The organism is Aminobacter sp. LjRoot7 (assembly GCF_964252895.1).
Classification (GTDB): Bacteria; Pseudomonadota; Alphaproteobacteria; order Rhizobiales; family Rhizobiaceae; genus Aminobacter; species Aminobacter aminovorans_B.
This window is the reverse complement of sequence record NZ_CAXUPX020000001.1, coordinates 273,720-293,860: the sequence shown is the minus strand read 5'-3', so window position 1 is coordinate 293,860 and position 20,141 is coordinate 273,720. Positions and strand designations below refer to the sequence as shown.

19 protein-coding genes are annotated in these 20,141 nt (G+C 64.8%); 9 read left to right on the top strand and 10 right to left on the bottom strand.

Annotation, left to right across the window (positions count from 1 at the left end; all coding sequences use genetic code 11):
* The first annotated feature begins 55 nt into the window (after positions 1 to 55).
* Positions 56 to 436: a low affinity iron permease family protein gene (locus ACSQ3E_RS01495; protein ID WP_436121328.1), complete on the top strand. Its 381-nt coding sequence runs from the start codon at positions 56 to 58 to the stop codon at positions 434 to 436.
* Between the two features lie 236 nt (positions 437 to 672).
* A complete protein-coding gene (locus tag ACSQ3E_RS01490; RefSeq protein WP_310317216.1) occupies positions 673 to 975 on the top strand; it encodes a hypothetical protein in 303 nt (100 codons plus the stop codon).
* Positions 976 to 1,151: 176 nt separating this feature from the next.
* Here ACSQ3E_RS01490 and ACSQ3E_RS01485 read toward each other — a convergent pair whose 3' ends face one another.
* Together ACSQ3E_RS01485 and ACSQ3E_RS01480 are read right to left on the bottom strand one after the other, a co-directional pair.
* Entirely contained in the window at positions 1,152 to 1,343 is a 192-nt protein-coding gene (locus tag ACSQ3E_RS01485; RefSeq protein ID WP_436121327.1) for a DUF1059 domain-containing protein, read from the bottom strand.
* Positions 1,344 to 1,520: 177 nt separating this feature from the next.
* Positions 1,521 to 2,342 (bottom strand): NmrA family NAD(P)-binding protein, encoded by an 822-nt coding sequence (locus ACSQ3E_RS01480; protein WP_436121326.1) that lies wholly within the window; start codon positions 2,340 to 2,342, stop codon positions 1,521 to 1,523.
* A 142-nt stretch (positions 2,343 to 2,484) separates the two neighbouring features.
* Between ACSQ3E_RS01480 and soxR the strand changes: the two genes are divergently transcribed.
* Complete coding sequence (gene soxR / locus ACSQ3E_RS01475; protein WP_436121325.1) at positions 2,485 to 2,928, top strand: redox-sensitive transcriptional activator SoxR; 444 nt, start codon at positions 2,485 to 2,487, stop codon at positions 2,926 to 2,928.
* 32 nt (positions 2,929 to 2,960) lie between these two features.
* Here the strand turns inward: soxR and ACSQ3E_RS01470 are convergent, their stop codons facing one another.
* From ACSQ3E_RS01470 to ACSQ3E_RS01455, 4 genes are all read right to left on the bottom strand, one after another.
* Complete coding sequence (locus ACSQ3E_RS01470) at positions 2,961 to 3,965, bottom strand: HAMP domain-containing sensor histidine kinase (RefSeq protein ID WP_436121324.1); 1,005 nt, start codon at positions 3,963 to 3,965, stop codon at positions 2,961 to 2,963.
* Positions 3,962 to 4,654, bottom strand: a complete 693-nt coding sequence (locus ACSQ3E_RS01465; RefSeq protein ID WP_436121956.1) for a response regulator — start codon at positions 4,652 to 4,654, stop codon at positions 3,962 to 3,964. Before ACSQ3E_RS01465 ends, ACSQ3E_RS01470 begins: the two co-directional genes overlap by 4 nt.
* Positions 4,655 to 4,659: 5 nt before the next feature.
* The gene (locus ACSQ3E_RS01460) at positions 4,660 to 6,177 is read right to left on the bottom strand and encodes a DUF4153 domain-containing protein (protein ID WP_436121323.1); all 1,518 of its coding nucleotides are present in this window, start codon (positions 6,175 to 6,177) and stop codon (positions 4,660 to 4,662) included.
* A gap of 280 nt (positions 6,178 to 6,457) precedes the next feature.
* Complete coding sequence (locus tag ACSQ3E_RS01455) at positions 6,458 to 8,956, bottom strand: ATP-dependent helicase (RefSeq protein ID WP_436121322.1); 2,499 nt, start codon at positions 8,954 to 8,956, stop codon at positions 6,458 to 6,460.
* A gap of 268 nt (positions 8,957 to 9,224) precedes the next feature.
* Here ACSQ3E_RS01455 and ACSQ3E_RS01450 point away from each other — a divergent pair, with 268 nt between their 5' ends.
* Complete coding sequence (locus ACSQ3E_RS01450) at positions 9,225 to 9,767, top strand: glyoxalase superfamily protein (protein ID WP_436121321.1); 543 nt, start codon at positions 9,225 to 9,227, stop codon at positions 9,765 to 9,767.
* A gap of 132 nt (positions 9,768 to 9,899) precedes the next feature.
* Positions 9,900 to 10,778 (top strand): dienelactone hydrolase family protein, encoded by an 879-nt coding sequence (locus tag ACSQ3E_RS01445; protein WP_436121320.1) that lies wholly within the window; start codon positions 9,900 to 9,902, stop codon positions 10,776 to 10,778.
* Positions 10,779 to 10,898: 120 nt separating this feature from the next.
* On the opposite strand, the gene ACSQ3E_RS01440 is transcribed toward ACSQ3E_RS01445, so the two are convergent.
* The 4 genes from ACSQ3E_RS01440 to ACSQ3E_RS01425 all read right to left on the bottom strand — a co-directional run bounded on the left by ACSQ3E_RS01440 (position 10,899) and on the right by ACSQ3E_RS01425 (position 13,090).
* The gene (locus tag ACSQ3E_RS01440; RefSeq protein ID WP_436121319.1) at positions 10,899 to 11,327 is read right to left on the bottom strand and encodes a hypothetical protein; all 429 of its coding nucleotides are present in this window, start codon (positions 11,325 to 11,327) and stop codon (positions 10,899 to 10,901) included.
* 13 nt (positions 11,328 to 11,340) lie between these two features.
* The gene (locus tag ACSQ3E_RS01435) at positions 11,341 to 12,102 is read right to left on the bottom strand and encodes a hypothetical protein (RefSeq protein ID WP_436121318.1); all 762 of its coding nucleotides are present in this window, start codon (positions 12,100 to 12,102) and stop codon (positions 11,341 to 11,343) included.
* 161 nt (positions 12,103 to 12,263) lie between these two features.
* Positions 12,264 to 12,461, bottom strand: coding sequence for a hypothetical protein (locus tag ACSQ3E_RS01430; protein WP_067960475.1), 198 nt, complete (start codon positions 12,459 to 12,461; stop codon positions 12,264 to 12,266).
* A 149-nt stretch (positions 12,462 to 12,610) separates the two neighbouring features.
* Positions 12,611 to 13,090, bottom strand: coding sequence for a thioesterase family protein (locus tag ACSQ3E_RS01425; protein WP_436121317.1), 480 nt, complete (start codon positions 13,088 to 13,090; stop codon positions 12,611 to 12,613).
* 116 nt (positions 13,091 to 13,206) lie between these two features.
* On the opposite strand from ACSQ3E_RS01425, the gene ACSQ3E_RS01420 reads away from it, so the two are divergent.
* The 4 genes from ACSQ3E_RS01420 (at position 13,207) to ACSQ3E_RS01405 (ending at position 20,129) form a co-directional block, all read left to right on the top strand.
* Positions 13,207 to 14,622, top strand: a complete 1,416-nt coding sequence (locus ACSQ3E_RS01420; protein ID WP_436121316.1) for an FAD-binding oxidoreductase — start codon at positions 13,207 to 13,209, stop codon at positions 14,620 to 14,622.
* A 175-nt stretch (positions 14,623 to 14,797) separates the two neighbouring features.
* Entirely contained in the window at positions 14,798 to 15,250 is a 453-nt protein-coding gene (locus ACSQ3E_RS01415) for a GNAT family N-acetyltransferase (protein WP_436121315.1), read from the top strand.
* Positions 15,251 to 15,335: 85 nt separating this feature from the next.
* Positions 15,336 to 15,860, top strand: coding sequence for a hypothetical protein (locus tag ACSQ3E_RS01410; protein ID WP_436121314.1), 525 nt, complete (start codon positions 15,336 to 15,338; stop codon positions 15,858 to 15,860).
* Between the two features lie 321 nt (positions 15,861 to 16,181).
* The gene (locus ACSQ3E_RS01405; RefSeq protein ID WP_436121313.1) at positions 16,182 to 20,129 is read left to right on the top strand and encodes an AsmA family protein; all 3,948 of its coding nucleotides are present in this window, start codon (positions 16,182 to 16,184) and stop codon (positions 20,127 to 20,129) included.
* Positions 20,130 to 20,141 lie beyond the last annotated feature (12 nt).

The following is a 20,141-nucleotide window of genomic DNA, read 5'->3' as shown; positions in this document are numbered from 1 at the left end:
TGCGGAACCCGAAGCGGGCGCCGGTTGTTTCCTTTCGCACCGAAGGGAAATGTCCATGTTCGAGAAGGGTTTCACCAAGATTGCCAACAAGGTTGCCTATGCCGCCGGCCTGCCGCTGACTTTCCTCGGCTGCTGCGTCGTCGTGCTGGTCTGGGCGGTGTCCGGTCCTTTGTTCGGCTTTTCCGACACCTGGCAGCTGGTGATCAACACCGGCACGACCATCGTCACCTTCCTGATGGTGTTTCTGATCCAGAACACCCAGAACCGCGACGGTGCCGCGATCCAGGCCAAGCTCGACGAACTGATCCGGGTCAGCAAGGCGAAGAACTATTTTATCGGTATCGAGCACCTGACCGAGACCGAGGTCGAGGAAATCCGCAAGAAATGTGAGGACGCTGCCAAGCAGCACGATACCCGAGCGAAAGCGAAGGCGTAAGCCCGGCGTCTTCTCGCAGCCGGGAAACGTTCATGCGTGTCGCATTGCCTGGCGGTGCATATCCTGCAGCGTCGACAAGCAGGGGCTTAGGATTTGGGAACAAAAAACCACCGTGCGCAATTCCTGCTGCAGGCGTGAAAGTGTTGTCCACGGCGGTGATCGCCTTCGCTACTTCCGGGCGGTTGACGATTGGCGCGGTCCGGAACAAGATTATGGCGGGTAGGGTATGGCGTCGCGTGACTGACTGGCTGGATATCCTCAGAGAGCAGGCCGAGACCGGCGCCGAGATGGCGCGCGAGGTTCCGGCGACGCTCGCCAATCCCGACATCAGCCGCGACCAGGTCAAGAAGCTGTTCGCCGCGCTCGAACAGCAGGCCGAATTCGTCGAGAAGCTCAGGCAGGTGCTCGAGGCCAATGACTTCGAACCCGAAGTGCTGGTGGCCGCCGAGGCGCTGGAGGACCGTTACGCCGAACTGGCGGCGTCGGCCGCCGAACGGCTGAAGGCAATGCGCAGCAGCGAGACTGCACGCCGGCAATAAGCTCGCGGCTCGTCAACTCCATAAGTGACAATCAGAGAGCTAGCTTCCTCACTGCCACAGTCGGCAAGAGTGGCCTGCGGGCGTAATGCACGCGAGCCACTGCCGGTGCAGCCTGCATCCGATGATTGCGCGGCAGAGCCCCTGCATCAGCGCCCCGCGATATGTCGCTCACCAAATCAGGCCGGCGGCGCGCCGACGTGGATGGCTTTCCTGACCTCGGCGCGGAAATCCGGCGTGTCGTGCTCGCCATGGACGGCGACCGCATGCTGGACGGCGGCGTTGACCAGCTCGTCCTCACTGTCCGCGGCAATCGCCACAGTGCACTTCATTTCGCTCGGGAACTCTCGGCAATCGATATATCTGCGCATCGTCTTCGCCTCCCTGCGATCCATGAATTAGCGCAACCTGATGTTATTCCTGCGCATGCGCGGCAGCAACCGGTAAGTGGCACCGGTGGCGGTGGCCTCTCGCCGACGTGATCGCCGGCAAGAGGCCACATATGCGCGTCTGCAGGCTGCATATGCGTGTGGTGCGTCGGAGCGAGCCTAGCCGCGGAAGGCAGCGGCGCGCTCGAAGGCCCATTGCCGGAAGGTGCGGGGCAGGCAGCCGGTCAGCTGCTCGACTGTGGGCAGCACCTGATAGGCGCTTTCAGGCGTGTTGACGTGCCAATCGACGAGAAACTCGATGAACGGCGCGGGCGTGCCCCGCGCCTGCCATTTGGCGCGCGCCTCGGCTTCGGAGAGTTCGATCAGCCTGATGGCCTTGCCGGTCGTCTCGCAAAGGGCGTCGACCTTGTCCTGCGGCGTCAGCGCCTCCGGGCCGGTCAGGGTGTAGCTCTTGCCGGCGTGGCCGACGGCGGTCAGCGCGTTGGCGATCGCGGTGCCGATGTCGACCTCGTGGATCATCGCGCTTCGTGACGGGCCGAACGCCCTGACCACGCCTTCCGTCGCCACCGACTGCGCCCATTGCAGCGCGTTGGTCATGAACTCGACCGGAATGAAGAAGTCGGTCCAGGCGAGGCCACTCTGCCGCAATGCCTGCTCCAGCGCGCCGGGCGCTTCGCCACGGAACGACGTCACGCGCTCGATGCCGGCCGCCTTGGCCAAAGCGACGACTGTTTCGGGGTTCTTCATGTGGGCGCCTGATTTGGCGTCGTAGTTGATCAGGTGCAGGGCCTTGGCACCGGCGAAGGCCGAGGCAAGGCTGTCCGGGTCGCCGAAGTCGCCTGGCACGACCTCAACCTCCTCGGGCAGCCTGGCCCTGGCCGGGTTGCGGGTCATGGCGCGGACGCGGGCGCCGCGCTCGACCAGTTCGTGTATGATCGCTCCACCGACATTGCCGGTCGCGCCGGTCACAAGAATCGTCATCTGCAAGGCTCCTTGATGCGAGATCTGGCGCATCTGCCTCGTACCTGACATGTCGCCAGGTGGCCCGATGCGCGGTTGACGACGCTTCCCTACAAGTTCAAGTGAGCTTTAAGTCAAGGCCCTGATGTGCTTTAGTGGCCGGATGGAACAGCTTCTGACGATCAACCAGATTTCGCGGCGTTCGGGTGTCGCAGCATCGGCCTTGCGCTATTACGAAGAGCGCGGGCTGATCGCCTCCGAGCGTGCCGGATCGGGGCACCGGCGCTTTCCGCGCTGGGTGCTGAGGCGCATCGCCTTCATCGTTTTCGCCCAGCGGCTCGGCATGTCGCTGGAAGAGGTGGGAGCGGAGCTTGCGCGGCTGCCTTCGGACCATGTGCCGACGGGCGAGGACTGGTCGCAGCTGTCGCAGCGCTGGACGCACCGCGTCGACGAACGCATCAATGAGCTCAAGCGGCTGAAGATCGGGCTCACCGAGTGCATCAGCTGCGGCTGCCTGTCGCTGGAGCGCTGCCAGCTGGTCAACCCAGACGACCGCGCCGGTCGGCTGGGACCGGGGCCGCGCTACTGGGTGGGCAAGGGCGGGTAGAGCGCGGGTTCGGCGCCGATCGTGCCGGGCACCTATGCCGCCGGCAGCGTGATCTCGAAGCGCGCGCCCTTGTCGGTGCTGGCAAGCCGGATCGTGCCATCATGGGCACTGAGCAAGGTCGAAACGATACCGAGGCCAAGGCCGGTGCCGCCGGTTTGGCGCCGGGTTGTGAAGAAGGGCTCGAAGATGCGGGCGCGGTTGTTGGGCGAGATGCCGCCGCCATCGTCGGTGGCAGCGATGATGACGATGTTGTCCAAGCCGCTGGCCTCCAGCACGAAACGGCCGGCGCCGTGGCGCAGCGCGTTGTCGACGAGATTGGACAGGATGGCCGCGCCGTTTTCGGGTGACATGGCGAAGCGGATGTCAGCGCCTGAAAAGATCGATATTTCGACACCTTCGACCGGGGCGAGATGGCCGAGAATTTCATTGAGTGACGTGCTCTGGCCCGGCAGCGCTGCCTTGTCGGCGCGCGCCAGCTCGATCAGGCGGCGAACCAGGCGGTTCAGCCGGTCGGTGTCGGCGACGATGTTGTCGAGGAAGCGCGTTCTTGTGGCCGGATCCATGTCATCGCTGGCGTCGCGCAGCAATTCGGCGGCACCTTGGATCGCGGTCAGCGGCGATTTCAGCTCGTGCGAGACGTGGGTAGCGAAGGTGCGGATCGTTTCGTTGCGGACCTGCAGCTTACGCGCCATGTCGAGGAAGGCCTTCGACAGCTCTGCCATTTCGCGCGTGCCGTGGTGGGCAAGCGGCTGCAGGGCGTCCGTTTGCCCCTCGGCGATGCGGGCGGTTCGCTCCATCAGGTCGAGCATGGGACGGGTGATGGTGCGGATGAAAACGAAGCCGATCAGCAGCGTGACGCCTGTTACAAGGGCCGCTGCCGCGACTGCGCCATGCGATAGAAGGGCGGGCTCAGCGGCTGGCTCGAAGCGCTCCTGGTAGAGCTGGAAGCAGAATAGCCCGAGCAGCGGCAGCGCCATGACGGTGGCGAGGATGGCCAGAACGACGAGGCCGATCCGGGGGCGCCATTTTTCGGTCACGCGCCGCACCGCCCGAGCCGGAAGCCCATGCCATGGACGGTCTCGATCACGTCCGGACAGCCAGCTGCTGCGAATTTCGCGCGGATGTTGCGGATATGGCTGTCGACCGTTCGTTCCGAGACATGAATGTTGGCGGCATGGCTGGCTTCGATCAGCTGATTGCGGCTGAGCACATGCTGCGGTCTCATCATCAGTGCCTTGACGATGGTGAATTCGGTTGCGGTGAGGTCGATTTCCCGATCGCCGTAAACCACCGCGCGCCGCAACGGGTCGAGCACAAGGTGGCCGTGACTCAGGCTTGCGGGGACGGTTTCCGCCGGAGCGGGGCGGGCGCGGCGAAGGATGACGTTGACGCGCGCTACCAGCTCCCGCGGGCTGAACGGCTTGGTGACGTAGTCATCGCCACCCATTTCGAGGCCGAGGATACGGTCGATCTCCTCGTCGCGGGCCGACAGGAAGAGTACCGGCACATCAGAGGTGCGCCGGAGCCTGCGGCACAGCTCCAGCCCATCCATCTCGGGCATGCCGACATCGAGCACGACCAGGTCGGGCATGCGGCGTTCAATGCGGGCCAGCGCCGCCATGCCGTCGCCGACCGGCTCGGTCTCCATGCCGGCCTTGTCGAGAGCAAAACAGATCACGTCGCGGATATGGGGATCATCGTCGACGACAAGAATATGGCGCGGCATCGTCGTCACTGCGGTTGCGGCATTGCGCCGGAAAGCAGGGGCGAGGGCCGGTCGAGATAGGCCGCCAGCCGGAGGTTGCGGAAGCTCCAGGCACGCCAGTTCTGTTGCAGCTCGCGGAAGCGGTCCGCCTCGTAGTGGCGCGAGACGAGGCTTGTTCTCGCGACCGCTCCGGCATCACCCATGTGGTTCAGCACCGTGTCGATTGCCGGGATCGCCTGGGGTCCAAGCGAGCGCAGATAATACCAGTCCAACTCGGATCCTCCATCCATCGCGCGGCTGTGGCTGACGTTGTACTGCGCGATGATTGCAGCGAAGTTGACGAAACAACTGATGTAGAGAACCGCAGAAAGCGTCAGCATGTTGGCACCCAGGAGCCATTCATTGGACTTTTCCAGAGCGATGCGCGCCATGATCAGGATGATGCCGGCGGCGACCAGTCCCATCCAGATGAAGGCGGCGACGCGCCAGTAGGTCAGCGAATAGGCGTCGACATAAAGGTCGAGCCGCAAGATGGACGAGATCACCAGGACGAAATTCTGCACCGACCAGAGATAGACGAGGCCGCGGACACGACGGTCGGCCGAGGTCGCGCTGCCTGGCCGCAGCGCCAGCAGCACAAAGATCGCGGCAAGCAGTGCCGTGACGATGAGGGCGTAGGCACCGCGATGGGCATAGGCGGCGTAGGTGAGCCCCGCGGGTAACTCCACGCCGCCCCACAGATAGGCGCCGTCGAGCACGGTCTGCAGCGCGAAGATGATGTTGAAGACGACAAGGGCGCGCAGAATCGCTGCCGTGCCGAAGATCGACTGGTGTAGGCCGGCCGGTGTATCCACGCTTCCGTGCGCTTCAGCGGCCGGCCGTGGGGTGAAGATGCGCCATTTTGGTGCCCATCCGGGCAAGCGCGGCCTGAGAAAGCTCCAGACGATGCCGGCAACGCCGAGCCAGAAGGCAAGCCGCCAGATGTCGAGAAAGTCGAGAATGACCCTGAGGTCGATGAGCGACATCCAGTAGCCGATGACCGGATTGGCGATGCCGAACAGGGCAACGAACACGGCACCCAGTGCGATCGCCAGCGTCCATGCGGCGAGGCTACCGAGGCGCCGGACCTTGCGGCGTCCGGTCACCTTACGCAGGCGCGCGACGTCGTAGGGCAGCCGGATGGGGACCGCCACGAGGAAGCCGGCGATGCGTTTGAGGCATTCTGCCGGCCCCGAGCGCAGGCGCGCCGAGAGCGACAGCGCGAAGGCCGTCAATCCGATGGTAGCGACCGTGACCGAGAGCGGGCTGACATTTTCGGCAAGCGGGGCAAGAGCCAAAGCGGCGAAGACGATCTTGAGCGCGAGTGGACGGGGATGCGGTGCACGGGAATGAAATGCAATCGCGGCTGCAGCGACGAGGGCTGCGAAGATGAAGAGCGACATGCCCAGGGGTTGCCGGAACAGCAGAAAATCGGCCGCAAGCGTCAGCAGCAATGCGACTGCGACCTTGGTGGATATCGTGCACAGGGAGCGGCTGCGGTTCATGCCCTGCACTCCAGCTTGCGCGGGAGGCTTTTCGGGCCGCGATGCGTGGCCGAGAAGGGCACGATGGTTGCCGGCGGCGCCGGATCAGTCAGCCACCATGCTTCGGTGAGCAGCCGTCTAGGCAGTTGGCGGGGGGGGCGGTTCGATGTCTTTTGCATGCAGCATGTCTGCCGCCGCATCGGGCACGCATGGTGGCCGGAACGAGGAGATGTTCAGGAGATTCGTGCAGATTTCGTGCAGAGCGGCTGGTGGCGGATTGACGTGCCGGAAACGGGCTTGATCAAACCGGGCTCACGAACCCGTCCAGCACCTTCTTCTGGCCGGCCTTGTCGAAGTCAATTGTCAGCTTGTTGCCGTCGATGACTGATATGTTGCCGTTGCCGAATTTCTGGTGGAACACCCGGTCGCCGACGGTGAAGCGGGAGGGTTCCGTCGAGACTGACTTGGCGACCAGTTCGCCGTCGATGGTGCGGCCCTTGACCGAGCCGCGGCCGGCGCCGAAGCCGGAATCGGTTTCGCCATAGCCGATACGCTCGACCGAATGGCCGGAGCGCGAGCCCCAGTTGCGGTCGGTGGCTTCGGTGCGGTTTGCCTGCGCGCGCTGCCAGCCCGGCGTGGCATAGGTGTTGGAGAAGGATTTCTGGCCGACGTCGTCGAAACGCGAGGCGCCGTAGGGATTCTGGCGACCGCCGCCGTAACCGCCATAGGAATTGCCGGCATCCGCCACCTCGACATGCGCCTCGGGCAGTTCGTCGAGGAAGCGCGAGGGGATGGTCGACTGCCACAGGCCATGGATGCGGCGGTTGGAGACGAACCACAGATGCAGGTTCTTCTTGGCGCGGGTCAGGCCGACATAAGCGAGGCGGCGTTCTTCCTCGAGGCCGGAGCGGCCGCCTTCGTCAAGCGCGCGCTGGTGCGGGAACAGGCCTTCCTCCCAGCCGGGCAGGAAGACGGTCTCGAATTCGAGGCCCTTGGCCGAATGCAGCGTCATGATCGAGACGGCGTCGAGCTGCTCGTCCTGCTCGGCGTCCATGACGAGGGCGACATGTTCGAGGAAGGAGCGCAGCGACTCGTATTCCTCCATGGAGCGGATCAGCTCCTTGAGGTTTTCAAGCCGGCCCGGCGCTTCGGCCGAGCGGTCGTTCTTCCACATGTCGGTGTAGCCGCTCTCCTCGAGAATGATCTCGGCGAGTTCGGTGTGGGGCGTGTTGTCGAGCGCCTTCTGCCAGCGCTCGAAATTGGCGGCGACCTCGCGCAGTGCGGCGCGCGGCTTGGGCTTGAGTTCGTCGCTTTCGGCAAGCTGGGCGGCTGCCTGCAGCATCGGCACGCCAAGGGCACGCGCCGTATCATGGACCTGGCGGATGGCGGCTTCGCCGAGGCCGCGCTTGGGCACGTTGACGATGCGCTCGAAGGCGAGGTCGTCGGCACCCTGGGCGACGACGCGGAAATAGGCCATGGCGTCGCGGATTTCCTGGCGCTCGTAGAAGCGCGGGCCGCCTATGACGCGGTAGTTGAGGCCAAGCGTGACGAAGCGGTCTTCGAACTCGCGCATCTGGAACGAGGCGCGCACCAGGATCGCCATGTCGTTGAGATTGTGCTTCTGGCGCTGCAACTGCTCGATCGTCTCGCCGACGGCGCGCGCCTCCTCCTCGGAGTCCCAAGCGGCATGGACATTGACCTTGTCGTCCTCGGGGTCGTTGCGATCGGTGAACAGGGTCTTGCCGAAGCGGCCCTCATTATGGGCGATGAGGTGAGCGGCGGCACCCAGTATGTGGGCGGTCGAGCGGTAGTTGCGCTCGAGCCGGATGACGACGGCGCCGGGGAAATCCTTGTCGAAGCGCAGGATGTTGTCGACCTCGGCGCCGCGCCAGCCATAGATAGACTGGTCATCGTCGCCGACGCAGCAGACATTCTTCTGCCCCGGACCACCTGTTTCCTGGGCAAGCAGCCGCAGCCACATGTATTGCGCGGTGTTGGTGTCCTGGTACTCGTCGACCAGGATGTATTTGAAGCGCTTGTGGTATTCCTTGAGCACGTCAGGGTAGGCGCGGAAGATGCGGATCGGATGACACAACAGGTCGCCGAAGTCGCAGGCGTTCAGCGTCTGCAGCCGGTCCTGATAGGCCTTGTAGAGCTCGCGGCCCTTCCCGTTGGCAAAGGAGCGGGCGTCGCCCTCGGGAATCTCGGCCGGGCCGAGGCCCTTGTTCTTCCAGCCGTCGATCATCATCGCGAACTGGCGCGCCGGCCAGCGCTTGTCGTCGAGGCCCTCGGCCTGGATCAGCTGCTTGATCAGGCGGATGACGTCGTCGGTATCGAGGATGGTGAAGTCGGAGCGCAGGCCGGCAAGCTCGGCATGGCGGCGCAGCATCTTGACGCCGATGGAGTGGAAGGTGCCGAGCCAAGGCATGCCCTCGACGGCTTCGCCAACAAGGTGGCCGATGCGCTGCTTCATCTCGCGCGCCGCCTTGTTGGTGAAGGTGACGGCAAGGATCTGGCTGGGGTAGGCGCGGCCCTGGCTGAGGATATGGGCGATGCGGGTGGTGAGCACGCGGGTCTTGCCGGTGCCAGCACCTGCGAGCACCAGGACCGGGCCCTCGGTGGTCTCGACAGCCTGGCGCTGCTCGGGGTTCAGGCCCTTGAGGTAATCGGGGGCGGCAGGCGCCTGGCGCGCAGCCATGGCGCGCGCGGCGATACCGCTGGGCGCAGGCGTGCTGGCGGCCCTAGGCGGCATCCCGCCGGGCTCGTCGAAAAAGGGCATGTCGTCCGGAAAGTCTGACATTTGCCCCGAATGTAGTGATTCGGGGCGGAAAGGCCAGAAGTGTCTCTGTTTTGTTCTGGTTTTGCCGGGAAAAGCGAGCGGTATTGACCCTGCTGCGGACGCTTTGCTAGCGTGGCTGACGGCTTGATGTGGCCGGCAGTCCGCACCCTTCAGGGGGTATGGCGAACACATCGGACGCTTCCGTCACCTGATCCCAAGGGAATGGTGAGAGCATCGGCAATGCGGGCACTGATGGGATTTCTCGCCACATCCAGAGGATCGGAAGATCATGCGAACCTATCGTGACGCAAAGGCGATGGCGAAAGCCATGCGCGAGGCGCTTGCCCAGAAAAATCTCGAAGTCAGCCACAGCGAGGCGCTGGAGATCGTCGCCCGCCAGTTCGGCGTGGAGACCTGGAACATCCTGTCGAGCAAGCTGGAGAAGGCGGAAGAGCCTTCTGCCGGGGCGGTGAGCTTTACCCAGCCGGTGCCGATCTTCCGCATCTTCGACGAGGACAAGGCGAGGGGCTTTTATGAAGGCTTCCTCGACTGCACGTTCGACTGGGAGCATCGCTTCCACCCCGGTGCGCCGCTCTATTGCCAGGTGTCGCGCGGCGGGCTGAAGCTGCATCTGTCGGAGCATTCGGGCGACGCCAGCCCGGGCGCGACCGCCGTCTGCTACATGAAGGGCGTCGAGGCTTTCCAGAAGGGGCTGATCGCCAAGAACTACAAGTACAACCGCCCGGGCCTGGAGCGGCAGGACTGGGGGCTGGAGTGCCAGGTGATCGACCCGTTCGGCAATCGCATCCGCTTCATGGAAAGCCAGGATTGAAAGCTTGCCCAAGCGCCCGCGCGGACGTCGCGCGGGCGCTTCTTCGTGGTCGCGCCAATCACGCAACAGTGAAACCAACTACATTTGCATACGTTAAACTCCTCGCCTGCGGAACCAGACAGGGAGCGAGAGATGACACGACCTGCCATCACCCAGGCGATGATTGACGCCTATGACGAATACACCCACCTGACGCTCGACCGGCGCGGCTTCATGGAGAAGCTGACCAAGCTCGCCGGCTCGGGCGCTGCGGCCGCAGCAATCGCGCCGCTGCTTACGGCCAACCAGGCGCGGGCGGCGATTGTCGCCGACGACGACAAAAGGCTCAAGGCCGAGGACATCACCTATCCCGGCGGCGCAGGCGAAATGAAGGGCTATCTCGTGCGGCCGGCCGACGCTTCGGGCAAGCTGCCGACGGTCATCGTCATCCATGAAAATCGCGGCCTCAACCCGCATATCCGCGACGTGGCGCGTCGCGTCGCGCTCGAGGGCTTCGTCGCGCTGGCGCCCGACTATCTGTCGCCGCTGGGCGGCACACCAACGGATGAGGAAAAGGCGCGCGAAATGTTCGGCCAGCTCGACGCGGCCCAGACTGTGGCCAATGGCGTCGCCACGGTGGCTTTCCTGAAGGGGCATGAGAGCGGCAACGGCAAGGTCGGCGCCATGGGCTTCTGCTGGGGCGGCGGCACCGTCAACGCCCTGGCGGTCAACGCGCCGGATCTCGCGGCAGGGGTTGCCTATTACGGATCCCAGCCGAAGGACGAGGCCGACATCGCCAAGATCAAGGCAGCCTTGATGCTGCATTATGCCGGCAAGGACGACCGCATCAACGCCGGCATCGACGCCTACAAGGCAGCACTGGAGAAGGCCGGCAAGGAGTTCCAGCTGTTCGTCTATGACGGCGCCCAGCACGCCTTCAACAATGATACCTCGGAGGCGCGCTACGACAAGGCGGCGGCGGAACTCGCCTGGGGGCGGACCGTCGGCTTCTTCAAGGAAAAGCTCGCCTGAGCGGCAACGACACTTGCAGTCGATCAACGGAGAAGCCCGCGCCTGACGGCGCGGGCTTCGTCAGCTGAATGGCTTGGAGCCGGAGTATGATCCGACCGGCTCTCATTTCGGGACCAAGCCCTAGAGCCCGAAATGGCCTTTCAGCGCCGGTACCGCGTCGACAAGTCCGCTGACGGCTTGGGGACCGGCTGCGCCCTTGGCTTCGAGCAGCAGCGTTTCGCCAGCCTGCTCGATCTGGGTCATGTCGAGGCCGAGCGAGCGCAGTTGCGCGATGCCGTTGACCATGGCGCCGGCCTTTTCGCCGAACGAAGCGCCGAGCAGCGAGGTCAGCGAGCCGACGAGACCGCTGCTGCTGTCCTCGCCTGCCATGACGTCGTAGCTGTGGGCGAGTTCGCCGGCACCGGCGATCTTGGTGAAGATGCCGGCGCTGGCGACGCCGCCGGACTCATGCTCGAGCACCGAAAAGATGGTGCCGACGGCCTTTTCGGCGACCGCGGGATCGAGCTTCAACCTCGACGAGACGGTGTTGACGATGTCCTGTGCATTCATCGCGCGCCGCTCCTCAGCCCTGGGCCTTCAGCTTGGTGTTGCACTGGCTCCAGAACTGCGGCCACTTGGCACCCGCGGGCAGGGTGCCGGCCTGCCTTTCGCGCTGCCATTCGGTCGAGCACTCATGGATCCGCTGGCGGAAGGCGACTTCGCCCGCCGTCAGCGGCTTGCCATTGGCCGATGTCGCCGTCATCGCCGGCTTGACTGATGCGAGGCTCGGTTCGGGTGGCGCGGCGCTCGCATCCTCGTTGTCGTCCTTGATGCTTGTGCTGCAACTCGACAGGAAGGCCGGCCATTTCGCACCATTGAGCGTGCCGGCTGCCTTTGCCGCCTGGTATTGCGAGCTGCAGATCTGCTGGGTGGTCTGGTGGCCGGCTGTTGTGCCTGAGACGGCCGCGGTCCTGGTGGTCTTGGAAGTGTTGGTGTTGGCGGGCGCTAGCGCTGACGCCTGCTTGGCCTTGACGGCGGGCACCGTTGCCGGAGCTGCTGTGTTGTTCATCGCCGCGCTGCATTTGGACAGGAATTGCGGCCACTTCTCGCCGTTCAACGTGTTGGCGGTCTTGGCCGCCTGATATTGCTCGCTGCAGGCCTTGGTCGTCGATTGCGCCGCGGTTGCGGCGAAGCCGGGCGTGGCCAGTGCCAGGAAGGCGGCACCGGTCAGGCCGAATGCCTGGGCAAAAACAGTTCTGGGCAGGATCATCGTCTCGTCCTCCTTTTTGGACACAGCTACGCCTTCCCGGAACGAACCACTCGTCCCGACCGGAAACGTGCTCATGGGAGGCATCGGAATGCGTCAGTGGATCGCCATGAGATTGGCGAAGACGCTGCAAGCATGGCGAGGCCAGCGAGGGTTAGCTTGGCCCCGATTGTGGCGGCACTATCGAGGCCGCGGCACCTGACGAAAATTTAAGATTTGGGAAAGGTCGGCGTAAGGCTTCAGGCCACGCCGCGCTTGGAGCGGGCCTGGCGCAGGATGACGCGCCAGCGCAGCATCTCGATCGGGATCGGCCGGTTGTTGTTGGCGATCTCGAACAGCTCGTTGTTGATGTTGCGAAGCGAACGCCAGAAATCATAGTCGCTGATGCGAGGGTCGCAGGCGAGCTTGTTGGCCGTTGCTTCGATGTCAGTGTGCATGCCTTGCCTCAAGCCGTCCGGTGCCCGCCGCCGCGACTCAACTTCGCTTGGTGGGGATTGTCGGAGGGCAGCGAGGGGCGATCAACGAACCTCAGGCTGTGGCGAAGGTTATAAACAGGTAAGGTTAATCGCCTGTGGCTCTGGCGCCACTATGCGGGCTTGCGCCTGATGCCGATCGAGCGGCCGGCGCGCTCGGGCATCGGCAATGCGGTATGCGCCAAGCGCATGGCGTCGAGGCCGGCCATGATGTCTTGCGGGAAGGGGGCGACCTTCGGGCCGCTCATGTCGACATGGAGCGACAGCGTCTCCGACGTCGCCGACAGCCAGCCGTCGACATGGTGCAGTTCCTGGTAGACGCGGAAGCGCTTTTCGTCGTGGTCGAGCAGGTGGAAGGTCGCGGTGACCTTGTCGCCGAGATGCAGTTCCCTGACGTAGCAGACATGGATCTCGGCAGTGTAGGTGGTGAGCTTGCGGTCGCGGGCATAGGCCGCCCCCATCCCAAGCAGGTCGAGCGCTTCCTCGCCGCCGCGGTCGAACAGCACGTTGTAATAGGCCATGTTCATGTGGCCGTTGTAGTCGAGCCAGGCTTTCTCGACCTCCATGACGCTCGAGACGAACGGTGCTGGCATGGAAGATCCTCTTTGACTTGGCCTTTGGTGGCGCTGGACAAACTGACAGGGCTGGCAGATTACCGGAGCATAAGGTGCCAGCAAGGCGCCAGGCTGTTCCAAACGCGGAGGAAAACATGGCTCTGAGCGACCTGAAGGCGATGGCGCGGAACGAGGAGGGCATCGCGGCGGCGCTGGGCATCCTCAAGCAGCAGTTCGGCGAGCGCTTCCAGACCGGTCAGTCGATCCGCGAGCAGCATGGCCACACCACCACCTATCTGCCCAACCAAGCGCCCGATGGCGTGGTGTTCGCCGAAAGCACTGCTGGCGTGCAGGACGTGGTGCGGGTTTGTGCCGCGCATCGCGTGCCGGTCATCGCCTTCGGCACCGGCACGTCGCTCGAAGGCCATGTGAATGCGCCGGCGGGCGGCATTTCGGTCGACACCTCGCGCATGGACAAGATCGTCGCGGTCAATGCCGACGATCTCGACTGCACTGTCGAGGCGGGCGTGACGCGTGAGGCGCTGAACAATTATCTGCGCGACACCGGCCTGTTTTTCCCGATCGATCCCGGTGCGAACGCCAGCCTAGGTGGCATGGCGGCGACCCGCGCCTCGGGCACCAATGCGGTGCGCTACGGCACGATGCGCGAGAATGTGCTGTCGTTGCGCGCTGTCATGGCCGACGGCAGCGAGGTCGTGACCTCGCACCGCGCCAGGAAAAGCTCGGCCGGCTACGACCTGACGCGGCTTCTGGTCGGCTCGGAAGGCACGCTCGGCATCATCACCGAGGTGACGCTCAAGCTGCAGGGCATTCCGCAGGCGATTTCGGGTGGTGTCTGCCCGTTCCCGACTGTCGAGTCGGCGTGCCAGGCTGTCATCACCACCATCCAGATGGGCATTCCTGTGGCGCGGATCGAACTGGTCAATGCGCTGCAGATGCGGGCGATGAAGACCTATTCCAAGCTCGATTATCCCGAAAGCCCGTGCCTGTTCCTCGAATTTCACGGTTCCGACGCCAGCGTTGCCGAGCAGGCTGAGAGCTTCGGCGAGATCGCCGCCGAATATGGCGGCGGGCCGTTCCTGTGGACCAAGGTCGCCGAGGAACGGGCGAAACTGTGGAAGGCGCGCCACGATGCCTACTGGGCGTCGCAGACGCTGAAGCCGGGCGCGCGGGCGCTGTCGACCGACGCCTGCGTGCCGATTTCGCGGCTCGCCGAATGCATTGCCGAGACGGAGGCCGACATCGCGCGGCTGGGGCTGGTCGCACCCATCGTCGGCCATGTCGGCGACGGCAATTTCCACACACTGGTGCTGATGGACCCGAACGACCCGGCAGACATCGGCAGGGCGGAAGAATTCGTCAAGCGGCTGGCCGAGCGGGCGATATCGATGGATGGCACCTCGACCGGCGAGCATGGCATCGGCCAGGGCAAGATGGGCCTGATGGAGCGCGAGCACGGTCATGGCGTTCAGGTGATGCGGGCGATCAAGCAAGCACTCGACCCGCAGAATATTCTCAATCCGGGCAAGGTCTTGCCTGCGGCGGAGTAGGCGTCGAGGCATTGACCTGATGTAGCCGGTGCTGCTACTGCGGCGCCGTCCAACCAGGAATTTTATGCGTAGAGACTTCCATCGCTGAAGCGTCGGCTAGGTGCTGACGGGGCCGAGAGGCCAAAGCGGGCGCTTATGCGCCTTTCTCCATACGCAAATTCCAGGGATAATCCCAATGACACACGCTCACGGCGCGACGATCCGCGCCTATTCCGCCGCTGATTGCGATCGGCTTGCTGACGTCTGGCTCGAGGCTTCGCGCGTCGGCCATCCCTTCATGTCCGAGGCTGACCTTTTGGAGCAGCAGGGCAGGGTCCGCGACATCTACCTGCCGCAGGCCGAGAACTGGGTTGTCGAGCTCGACGGCGAGCCGGCCGGGTTCATCGGCCTGATCGAAGGCTTCATCGGCGGCCTGTTCGTCGATCCCGCATCGCACGGCCACGGGCTCGGCAAGGCACTGGTGCAACACGCCGTGGCGCTGAAGGGTGCGCTCGAGCTGGAAGTCTACGCCGAGAACGAGTCTGCGGTCGGCTTCTATCAGAAGCTTGGATTCTTCGAAACGCTCAGGCGTGACGCCGATGACGACGGGCGGCCGCAGAAGGTGATCCGGATGCGCCGTCCGGCATAGCCGGCTTGACCCCGCCCTGGTTCGGGCGGACAGTCCGGTTGCCCAGGCTTTGGGCAACCGGACTGTGACAGGCGAGGACCAGAACATGGCGGTTTCCAGGAAGCAGGAAGAACGAGCCCTCAGCGAAGACGAGTGGAAGCTGGTGCAGAATTCGCACCACCCGATGGTGCAGGATCTTTCGGATGCCGAACTGCGCGACCTGTTGAAGGCGGTGCGCGAACGGCGCGACCGGGCGCAGGGCGAGGCCAACCGCAAGCGGCGCGAGATGCGCGGCAAGGCAGCCGCCAAGGGTGCGCAGCCAGCGACCAAGGATCATGGCACCAAGGCAAAACTCGGCGTGCTGGCGATGAGCATGCGGCGGCTCAACGGCGAGCATCAGCGGCGGCGGCAGCTGGTGGCGCGTATCGATCTCGTCGAGAACGCGCGCCATGCATTGGCGCTTGCTAAGGAAAAGAAGCCGGCACGCGGCGCGGATTTCAACACGCGGCAGGCGCATCTCGGCATGAGGGCTCTCGAGAACGCGAGGGCGAAAAACCTGGTCAGGCCGATGGAGCGCGGGCGCCTGCGCAAGGCGGCGGCGGTAAGCCAGGCCAAGCGCGACGCCAGGTAGGGCGCTTCAGGCGAGGCCGGCCTGCAAATGACGGATAGCTGCGCTTCCGGTACTCGCGTACTTGAATTTACGCTCCGTTCGTCGCCCAAGAGCGACCCCGGTCTCCACCATGTTCGGCTCGGCCTGACCTGAATCTTGGCGTCTCCATTGGTCCGCTTGCAGAGCCGGCGACGAAGCCGGGCTGACGCGGCGCGACCGCTTTTCACGGGATAGGGCGCCTCGCGGCGTTGACGTGCTGCAGCGCACAGCCCAACATGCCACCAAATGACCACGCTCCTGCGCTTAGTCGCCTGGGACGCATGAAAGATTTGCCCAGAGGCAATGCTCGCTCGCCTGTTTGTCATATTCGGTGGACTGTTCGTACTGGCGCTTTGTGCGGCGCTGGTGGGTCCGTATTTTATCGACTGGTCGGGCTACAAGGCCGACTTCGAGCGCGAGGCAAGCGCCATACTCGGCCGCAAGGTTTCGGTGCAGGGGGAGGTTACGGCACGCATCCTGCCGTTTCCCTCGGTGACATTTTCCGACGTCACCGTCGGCGGCGGCGCCGGCGGCAACAATGCGATGACCGTCGAGACCTTCTCGATGGATGCGGAACTCGCGCCGCTGCTGAGCGGCGAGTTCCTGATCTACGATATGCGGCTGGTGCGGCCGAAGGCGATCATCGACGTCGCCGCCAACGGCGTCGTCGACTGGTCCATCCGCCCGTCGGCACCGTTCGATGCCAAGCAGATCTCGATCGAAAAGCTGACCATCACCGAAGGACAGGTGCGGCTGCGCCACGCGGCGAGCGGGCGCGACCACCTTCTGTCGGAGATCAACACCTCCGTGTCGGCAAGGTCGCTGTCCGGTCCGTGGCGGGTCGATGGCTCGCTGCGCATCGACGGTATGAAGACCCAGCTGTCGGCCTCGACCGGCTCCGTCGACCCGACCGGGCAGATGCGGCTCAGGGTGCGGGCGGCGCCGGAGCGCTACGGCTTCGTGCTCGAAAGTGACGGCAATGCTTCGATGGACAAGGGCAGGGCGCTCTATTCGGGCGGCTTCAGCGTCGTCGAGGCGACCGAAGCGCCAACGGCCAAGGACGGCGAGCAGCCCAAACCGGTCGAGCCGGGCTTTCGCCTGAAAGGCAAGTTCGCGCTCAACCATGCCAAACTCGGCGTCGAGGAATTCCGCTTCGAAAGCGGGCCGCTGGACGACCCCTATACCGCCGACGGCACGGCCGAGATCGACCTGGGCACCGCGCCGCATTTCATGATCACGGCGAATGGCGCGCAGGTGCGTTTCGACGAGGCGGTGGGCGGCGAAAAGGCGGGCGGACCGGGCTTCTCGATCGCGCAGCGCCTGACGGCACTCGAAAAGGTGCTGGTCGAGCTGCCGCGGCCTTCGATCCCGGGCACTGTCGATGTCGACCTGCCGGCGGTCGTTGCCGGCGACACCACGGTGCGCGACGTCAAGCTTTCGGCGGAACCGGGTGAAGGTGGCTGGAAGCTGAAGTCGATGGCCGCGACCTTGCCCGGCCGCACGCGGCTTGAGGCAGATGGTTTCCTGCGCACCGAAAACACGCTCGGCTTCGACGGGCAGATGCTTTTGGCCGTCGGGCAGCCCTCGGGCTTTGCCGCCTGGGTGGCCAAGGATGTCGACGAGGCGGTGCGCAAGCTGCCGGCGGCGGGCTTCAAGGCCAAGGTCAAGCTGACGCGCGAACAGCAGACATTCGACGCAGTCGAGCTGATCCTTGGCAAGGCCAAGTTCACCGGTGAACTGGACAGCATGCTGCCCGACGACGCGCGCGCCTCGGTGACGATGAAGCTCGATGGCGGCGAACTCGACCTCGACGGGTTGCGCGCCTTTGCTTCGCTGTTCGTCACCGACCAGGGCGCCAACCGCTTCAGCGATGCCGACCTCGATCTCGCGGTGAAGGCCGGTCCGGTAAATTTCGCCGGCCTCAGTGCCGAAACTGTCGACACAGCACTTCGGCTTCGCGAGGGCGTGCTGGAGATCGACAAGCTGTCGGTCGGCGGACTGGCCGGTGCGTCGTTGAGCGCCACCGGGCGGATCAAGGATTTTCCCACGGCGCCGACCGGCAATCTCGACGCTTCGGTGGTATCAGTCGACCTTGCACCGCTGGTCGCGCTGGCCGCAAGGCAGGCGCCCGACAACAAGTTGCTGAACGGACTGGCTACCCGTGCTGCGGCCTATCCCGGCTTGCTGGCCGACGCGCGCATCGATTTCGTCGCCAGCGCCGTCGACAATGGCGACAAGACGACAGGGATTGCGCTGAGCGGGCAGGGCGAGGCCGGCGGCTCCGATCTTCTGGCGACGCTGTCGGCGCAGGCGATATCTGGCGCGCTTGCCAGCTCGCAGCTGAAGCTCGAATTCTCCGCCCGCAACGAGGACGCCACCAGCCTGCTGGCGCTGGCGGGACTGCCGGTGCTGCCGCTCGGCATGACCGGGCCGGGTGAATTGGCGTTGACGGTGAAAGGTGCGGTGCAGAATGGCCTCGACGTGACGGTGAGCCTGAAGGGCGAGGAGGCGTCGGCCGGCTTCACCGGAACGGTCGCCTTGCGCGATGGCATCGCCAACCTGAAGGGCCGGGCGACGCTGCAGGCGGCCGACCTGGAGCCGTGGCTGATGACCTCGGGGGTCAGCCTGCCGGGCATGGGGACGGGCACAGAGGTGGAGCTTGCCGCCGATGCCAGCCTTGCCGACGGCATCCTTGGGCTCGACAGGCTCGACGGCACCGTCAATCAAGGTGCGGTGGTCGGCAATCTCAAGGCCGAGCTGGGTGAGGGCACGCCGCATCTCAGCGGGTCGCTGACGCTCGACGAGCTCGATCTCAGGCCGTTCGCCGAAATGACGCTGGGGGCTGCTGCGCTGGAAAGCAGCAACGGGGCGTGGCCGACGGCGGCATTCGCGCCGAAACCGATTGCGCCGTTCAGCGCCGACCTCGAAATCATCGCCGGCACGCTGTTGGCCGAACCGCTGGCGACCGCCAATGACGCGGTGCTGGCGTTGCAGGTCGACAGCCAGGCGCTGAGGCTTTCCAACATCAAGGCCAAGCTGTTTGGCGGTGACCTTGGTGGCCTCGTCGAGCTCAAGAACAATGATGGCACGGCCTTCATTTCGGGCCAGCTGAAGCTCGACGGCGCCGATGTCACAGCTATTCCCTTGGCCAGCGAGATCGGCGGCAAGGGCAATTTCTCGGCGACGCTGTCGGGCAGCGGCAAGTCGGTCGAGGGCCTTGTCGCCTCGCTGTCCGGTTCAGGCACGGCTGACATAAACGGGCTTGTCTTGCCCGGCTTCAATCCCGACGCGTTTGCGCCGCTGATCGCCAAGGCCGACGCGCTTGGCCGCGACATCAATGCGGCGCGCGTCGCCGAATTCGCGCCCGATCTGACCAGTGAGGGTAGCTTCGCCGCCGACAAAGCCGACATCGCCTTCACCATTGCCGGCGGCATCCTCAGGGCACCGCCGCTGACGCTGAAAAACCCGGCGGCGATGCTGAATGCCGATTTGCGCGCCGATCTCAATGACGGTGTCGTCGCTGCCAGTGGCGCGATCAGTTATGTGCCCGGCAAGGAGGAGCTGGTCGGCTCGGAACCGGCGATGAATTTCCAGATCGACGGCGAGCCGGGCGCGACAGTCAAGCTGTTCGACAGCGCGCCGATGGCGCAGTTTCTGACCCAGCGCGCGCTGGAGAAGGAACAGGCGCGCGTCGAGGCGATGCAGGCGGTGCTGCTGGAAAAGCAGCGGCTGCGGCGCGAGACGCGCTATTTTGCGGCCCTCCAGGCCGAACGCAAGCGCATCGCCGAAGAGGCGCGGTTGGCCGAGGAGGCACGGATAAGGGCTGAGCAAGAGGCTAAGGCGAAAGCCGAGGCCGAGGCCGAAAGGCTGAAAGCCGAGCAGGAAGCCAAGGCAAAGGCCGAGGCTGAACGTCTGCGCGCCGAGGAAGAAAAGCGCGCCACAGAGGCCGCTGCGAAAGCCAAGGCCGAGGCGGACAAGGAACAAGCACGGCTGGAAGCCGAGAAGGCACGCCACGCAGCGGAAGAGAAGCTGCGGCTCGAGGCCGAGGAGAAGGCAAGGCTTGAGGCTGAGGCGGCCAAGCCTAAGCCCGCGGCCGAGATCGAGCGGGCACCGTTGCCTGAAGTCCGGCCGATGGATGCGCCCGTGGACGTCGCCCCGGCACCGTCCGCGCCACCCGCCCAAGCGCCGGTGAAGAAGAAGCTGGAACCGCTCAGCCTCGACGATTTCTTCAAGTCGCTGCAGAGCCAGTAGGCAGGCGTCGCT

Excerpts from the sequence above, each read along its gene's own strand:
- ACSQ3E_RS01495 (WP_436121328.1), top strand. The coding sequence starts at position 56 with ATGTTCGAGAAGGGTTTCACCAAGATTGCCAACAAGGTTGCCTATGCC.
- ACSQ3E_RS01485 (WP_436121327.1), bottom strand. The coding sequence starts at position 1,343 with ATGCGCAGATATATCGATTGCCGAGAGTTCCCGAGCGAAATGAAGTGC.
- ACSQ3E_RS01480 (WP_436121326.1), bottom strand. The coding sequence starts at position 2,342 with ATGACGATTCTTGTGACCGGCGCGACCGGCAATGTCGGTGGAGCGATC.
- soxR (WP_436121325.1), top strand. The coding sequence starts at position 2,485 with ATGGAACAGCTTCTGACGATCAACCAGATTTCGCGGCGTTCGGGTGTC.
- ACSQ3E_RS01465 (WP_436121956.1), bottom strand. The coding sequence starts at position 4,654 with ATGCCGCGCCATATTCTTGTCGTCGACGATGATCCCCATATCCGCGAC.
- ACSQ3E_RS01460 (WP_436121323.1), bottom strand. The coding sequence starts at position 6,177 with ATGAACCGCAGCCGCTCCCTGTGCACGATATCCACCAAGGTCGCAGTC.
- ACSQ3E_RS01455 (WP_436121322.1), bottom strand. The coding sequence starts at position 8,956 with ATGTCAGACTTTCCGGACGACATGCCCTTTTTCGACGAGCCCGGCGGG.
- ACSQ3E_RS01450 (WP_436121321.1), top strand. The coding sequence starts at position 9,225 with ATGCGAACCTATCGTGACGCAAAGGCGATGGCGAAAGCCATGCGCGAG.
- ACSQ3E_RS01445 (WP_436121320.1), top strand. The coding sequence starts at position 9,900 with ATGACACGACCTGCCATCACCCAGGCGATGATTGACGCCTATGACGAA.
- ACSQ3E_RS01440 (WP_436121319.1), bottom strand. The coding sequence starts at position 11,327 with ATGAATGCACAGGACATCGTCAACACCGTCTCGTCGAGGTTGAAGCTC.
- ACSQ3E_RS01435 (WP_436121318.1), bottom strand. The coding sequence starts at position 12,102 with ATGAGCACGTTTCCGGTCGGGACGAGTGGTTCGTTCCGGGAAGGCGTA.
- ACSQ3E_RS01430 (WP_067960475.1), bottom strand. The coding sequence starts at position 12,461 with ATGCACACTGACATCGAAGCAACGGCCAACAAGCTCGCCTGCGACCCT.
- ACSQ3E_RS01425 (WP_436121317.1), bottom strand. The coding sequence starts at position 13,090 with ATGCCAGCACCGTTCGTCTCGAGCGTCATGGAGGTCGAGAAAGCCTGG.
- ACSQ3E_RS01420 (WP_436121316.1), top strand. The coding sequence starts at position 13,207 with ATGGCTCTGAGCGACCTGAAGGCGATGGCGCGGAACGAGGAGGGCATC.
- ACSQ3E_RS01415 (WP_436121315.1), top strand. The coding sequence starts at position 14,798 with ATGACACACGCTCACGGCGCGACGATCCGCGCCTATTCCGCCGCTGAT.
- ACSQ3E_RS01410 (WP_436121314.1), top strand. The coding sequence starts at position 15,336 with ATGGCGGTTTCCAGGAAGCAGGAAGAACGAGCCCTCAGCGAAGACGAG.
- ACSQ3E_RS01405 (WP_436121313.1), top strand. The coding sequence starts at position 16,182 with ATGCTCGCTCGCCTGTTTGTCATATTCGGTGGACTGTTCGTACTGGCG.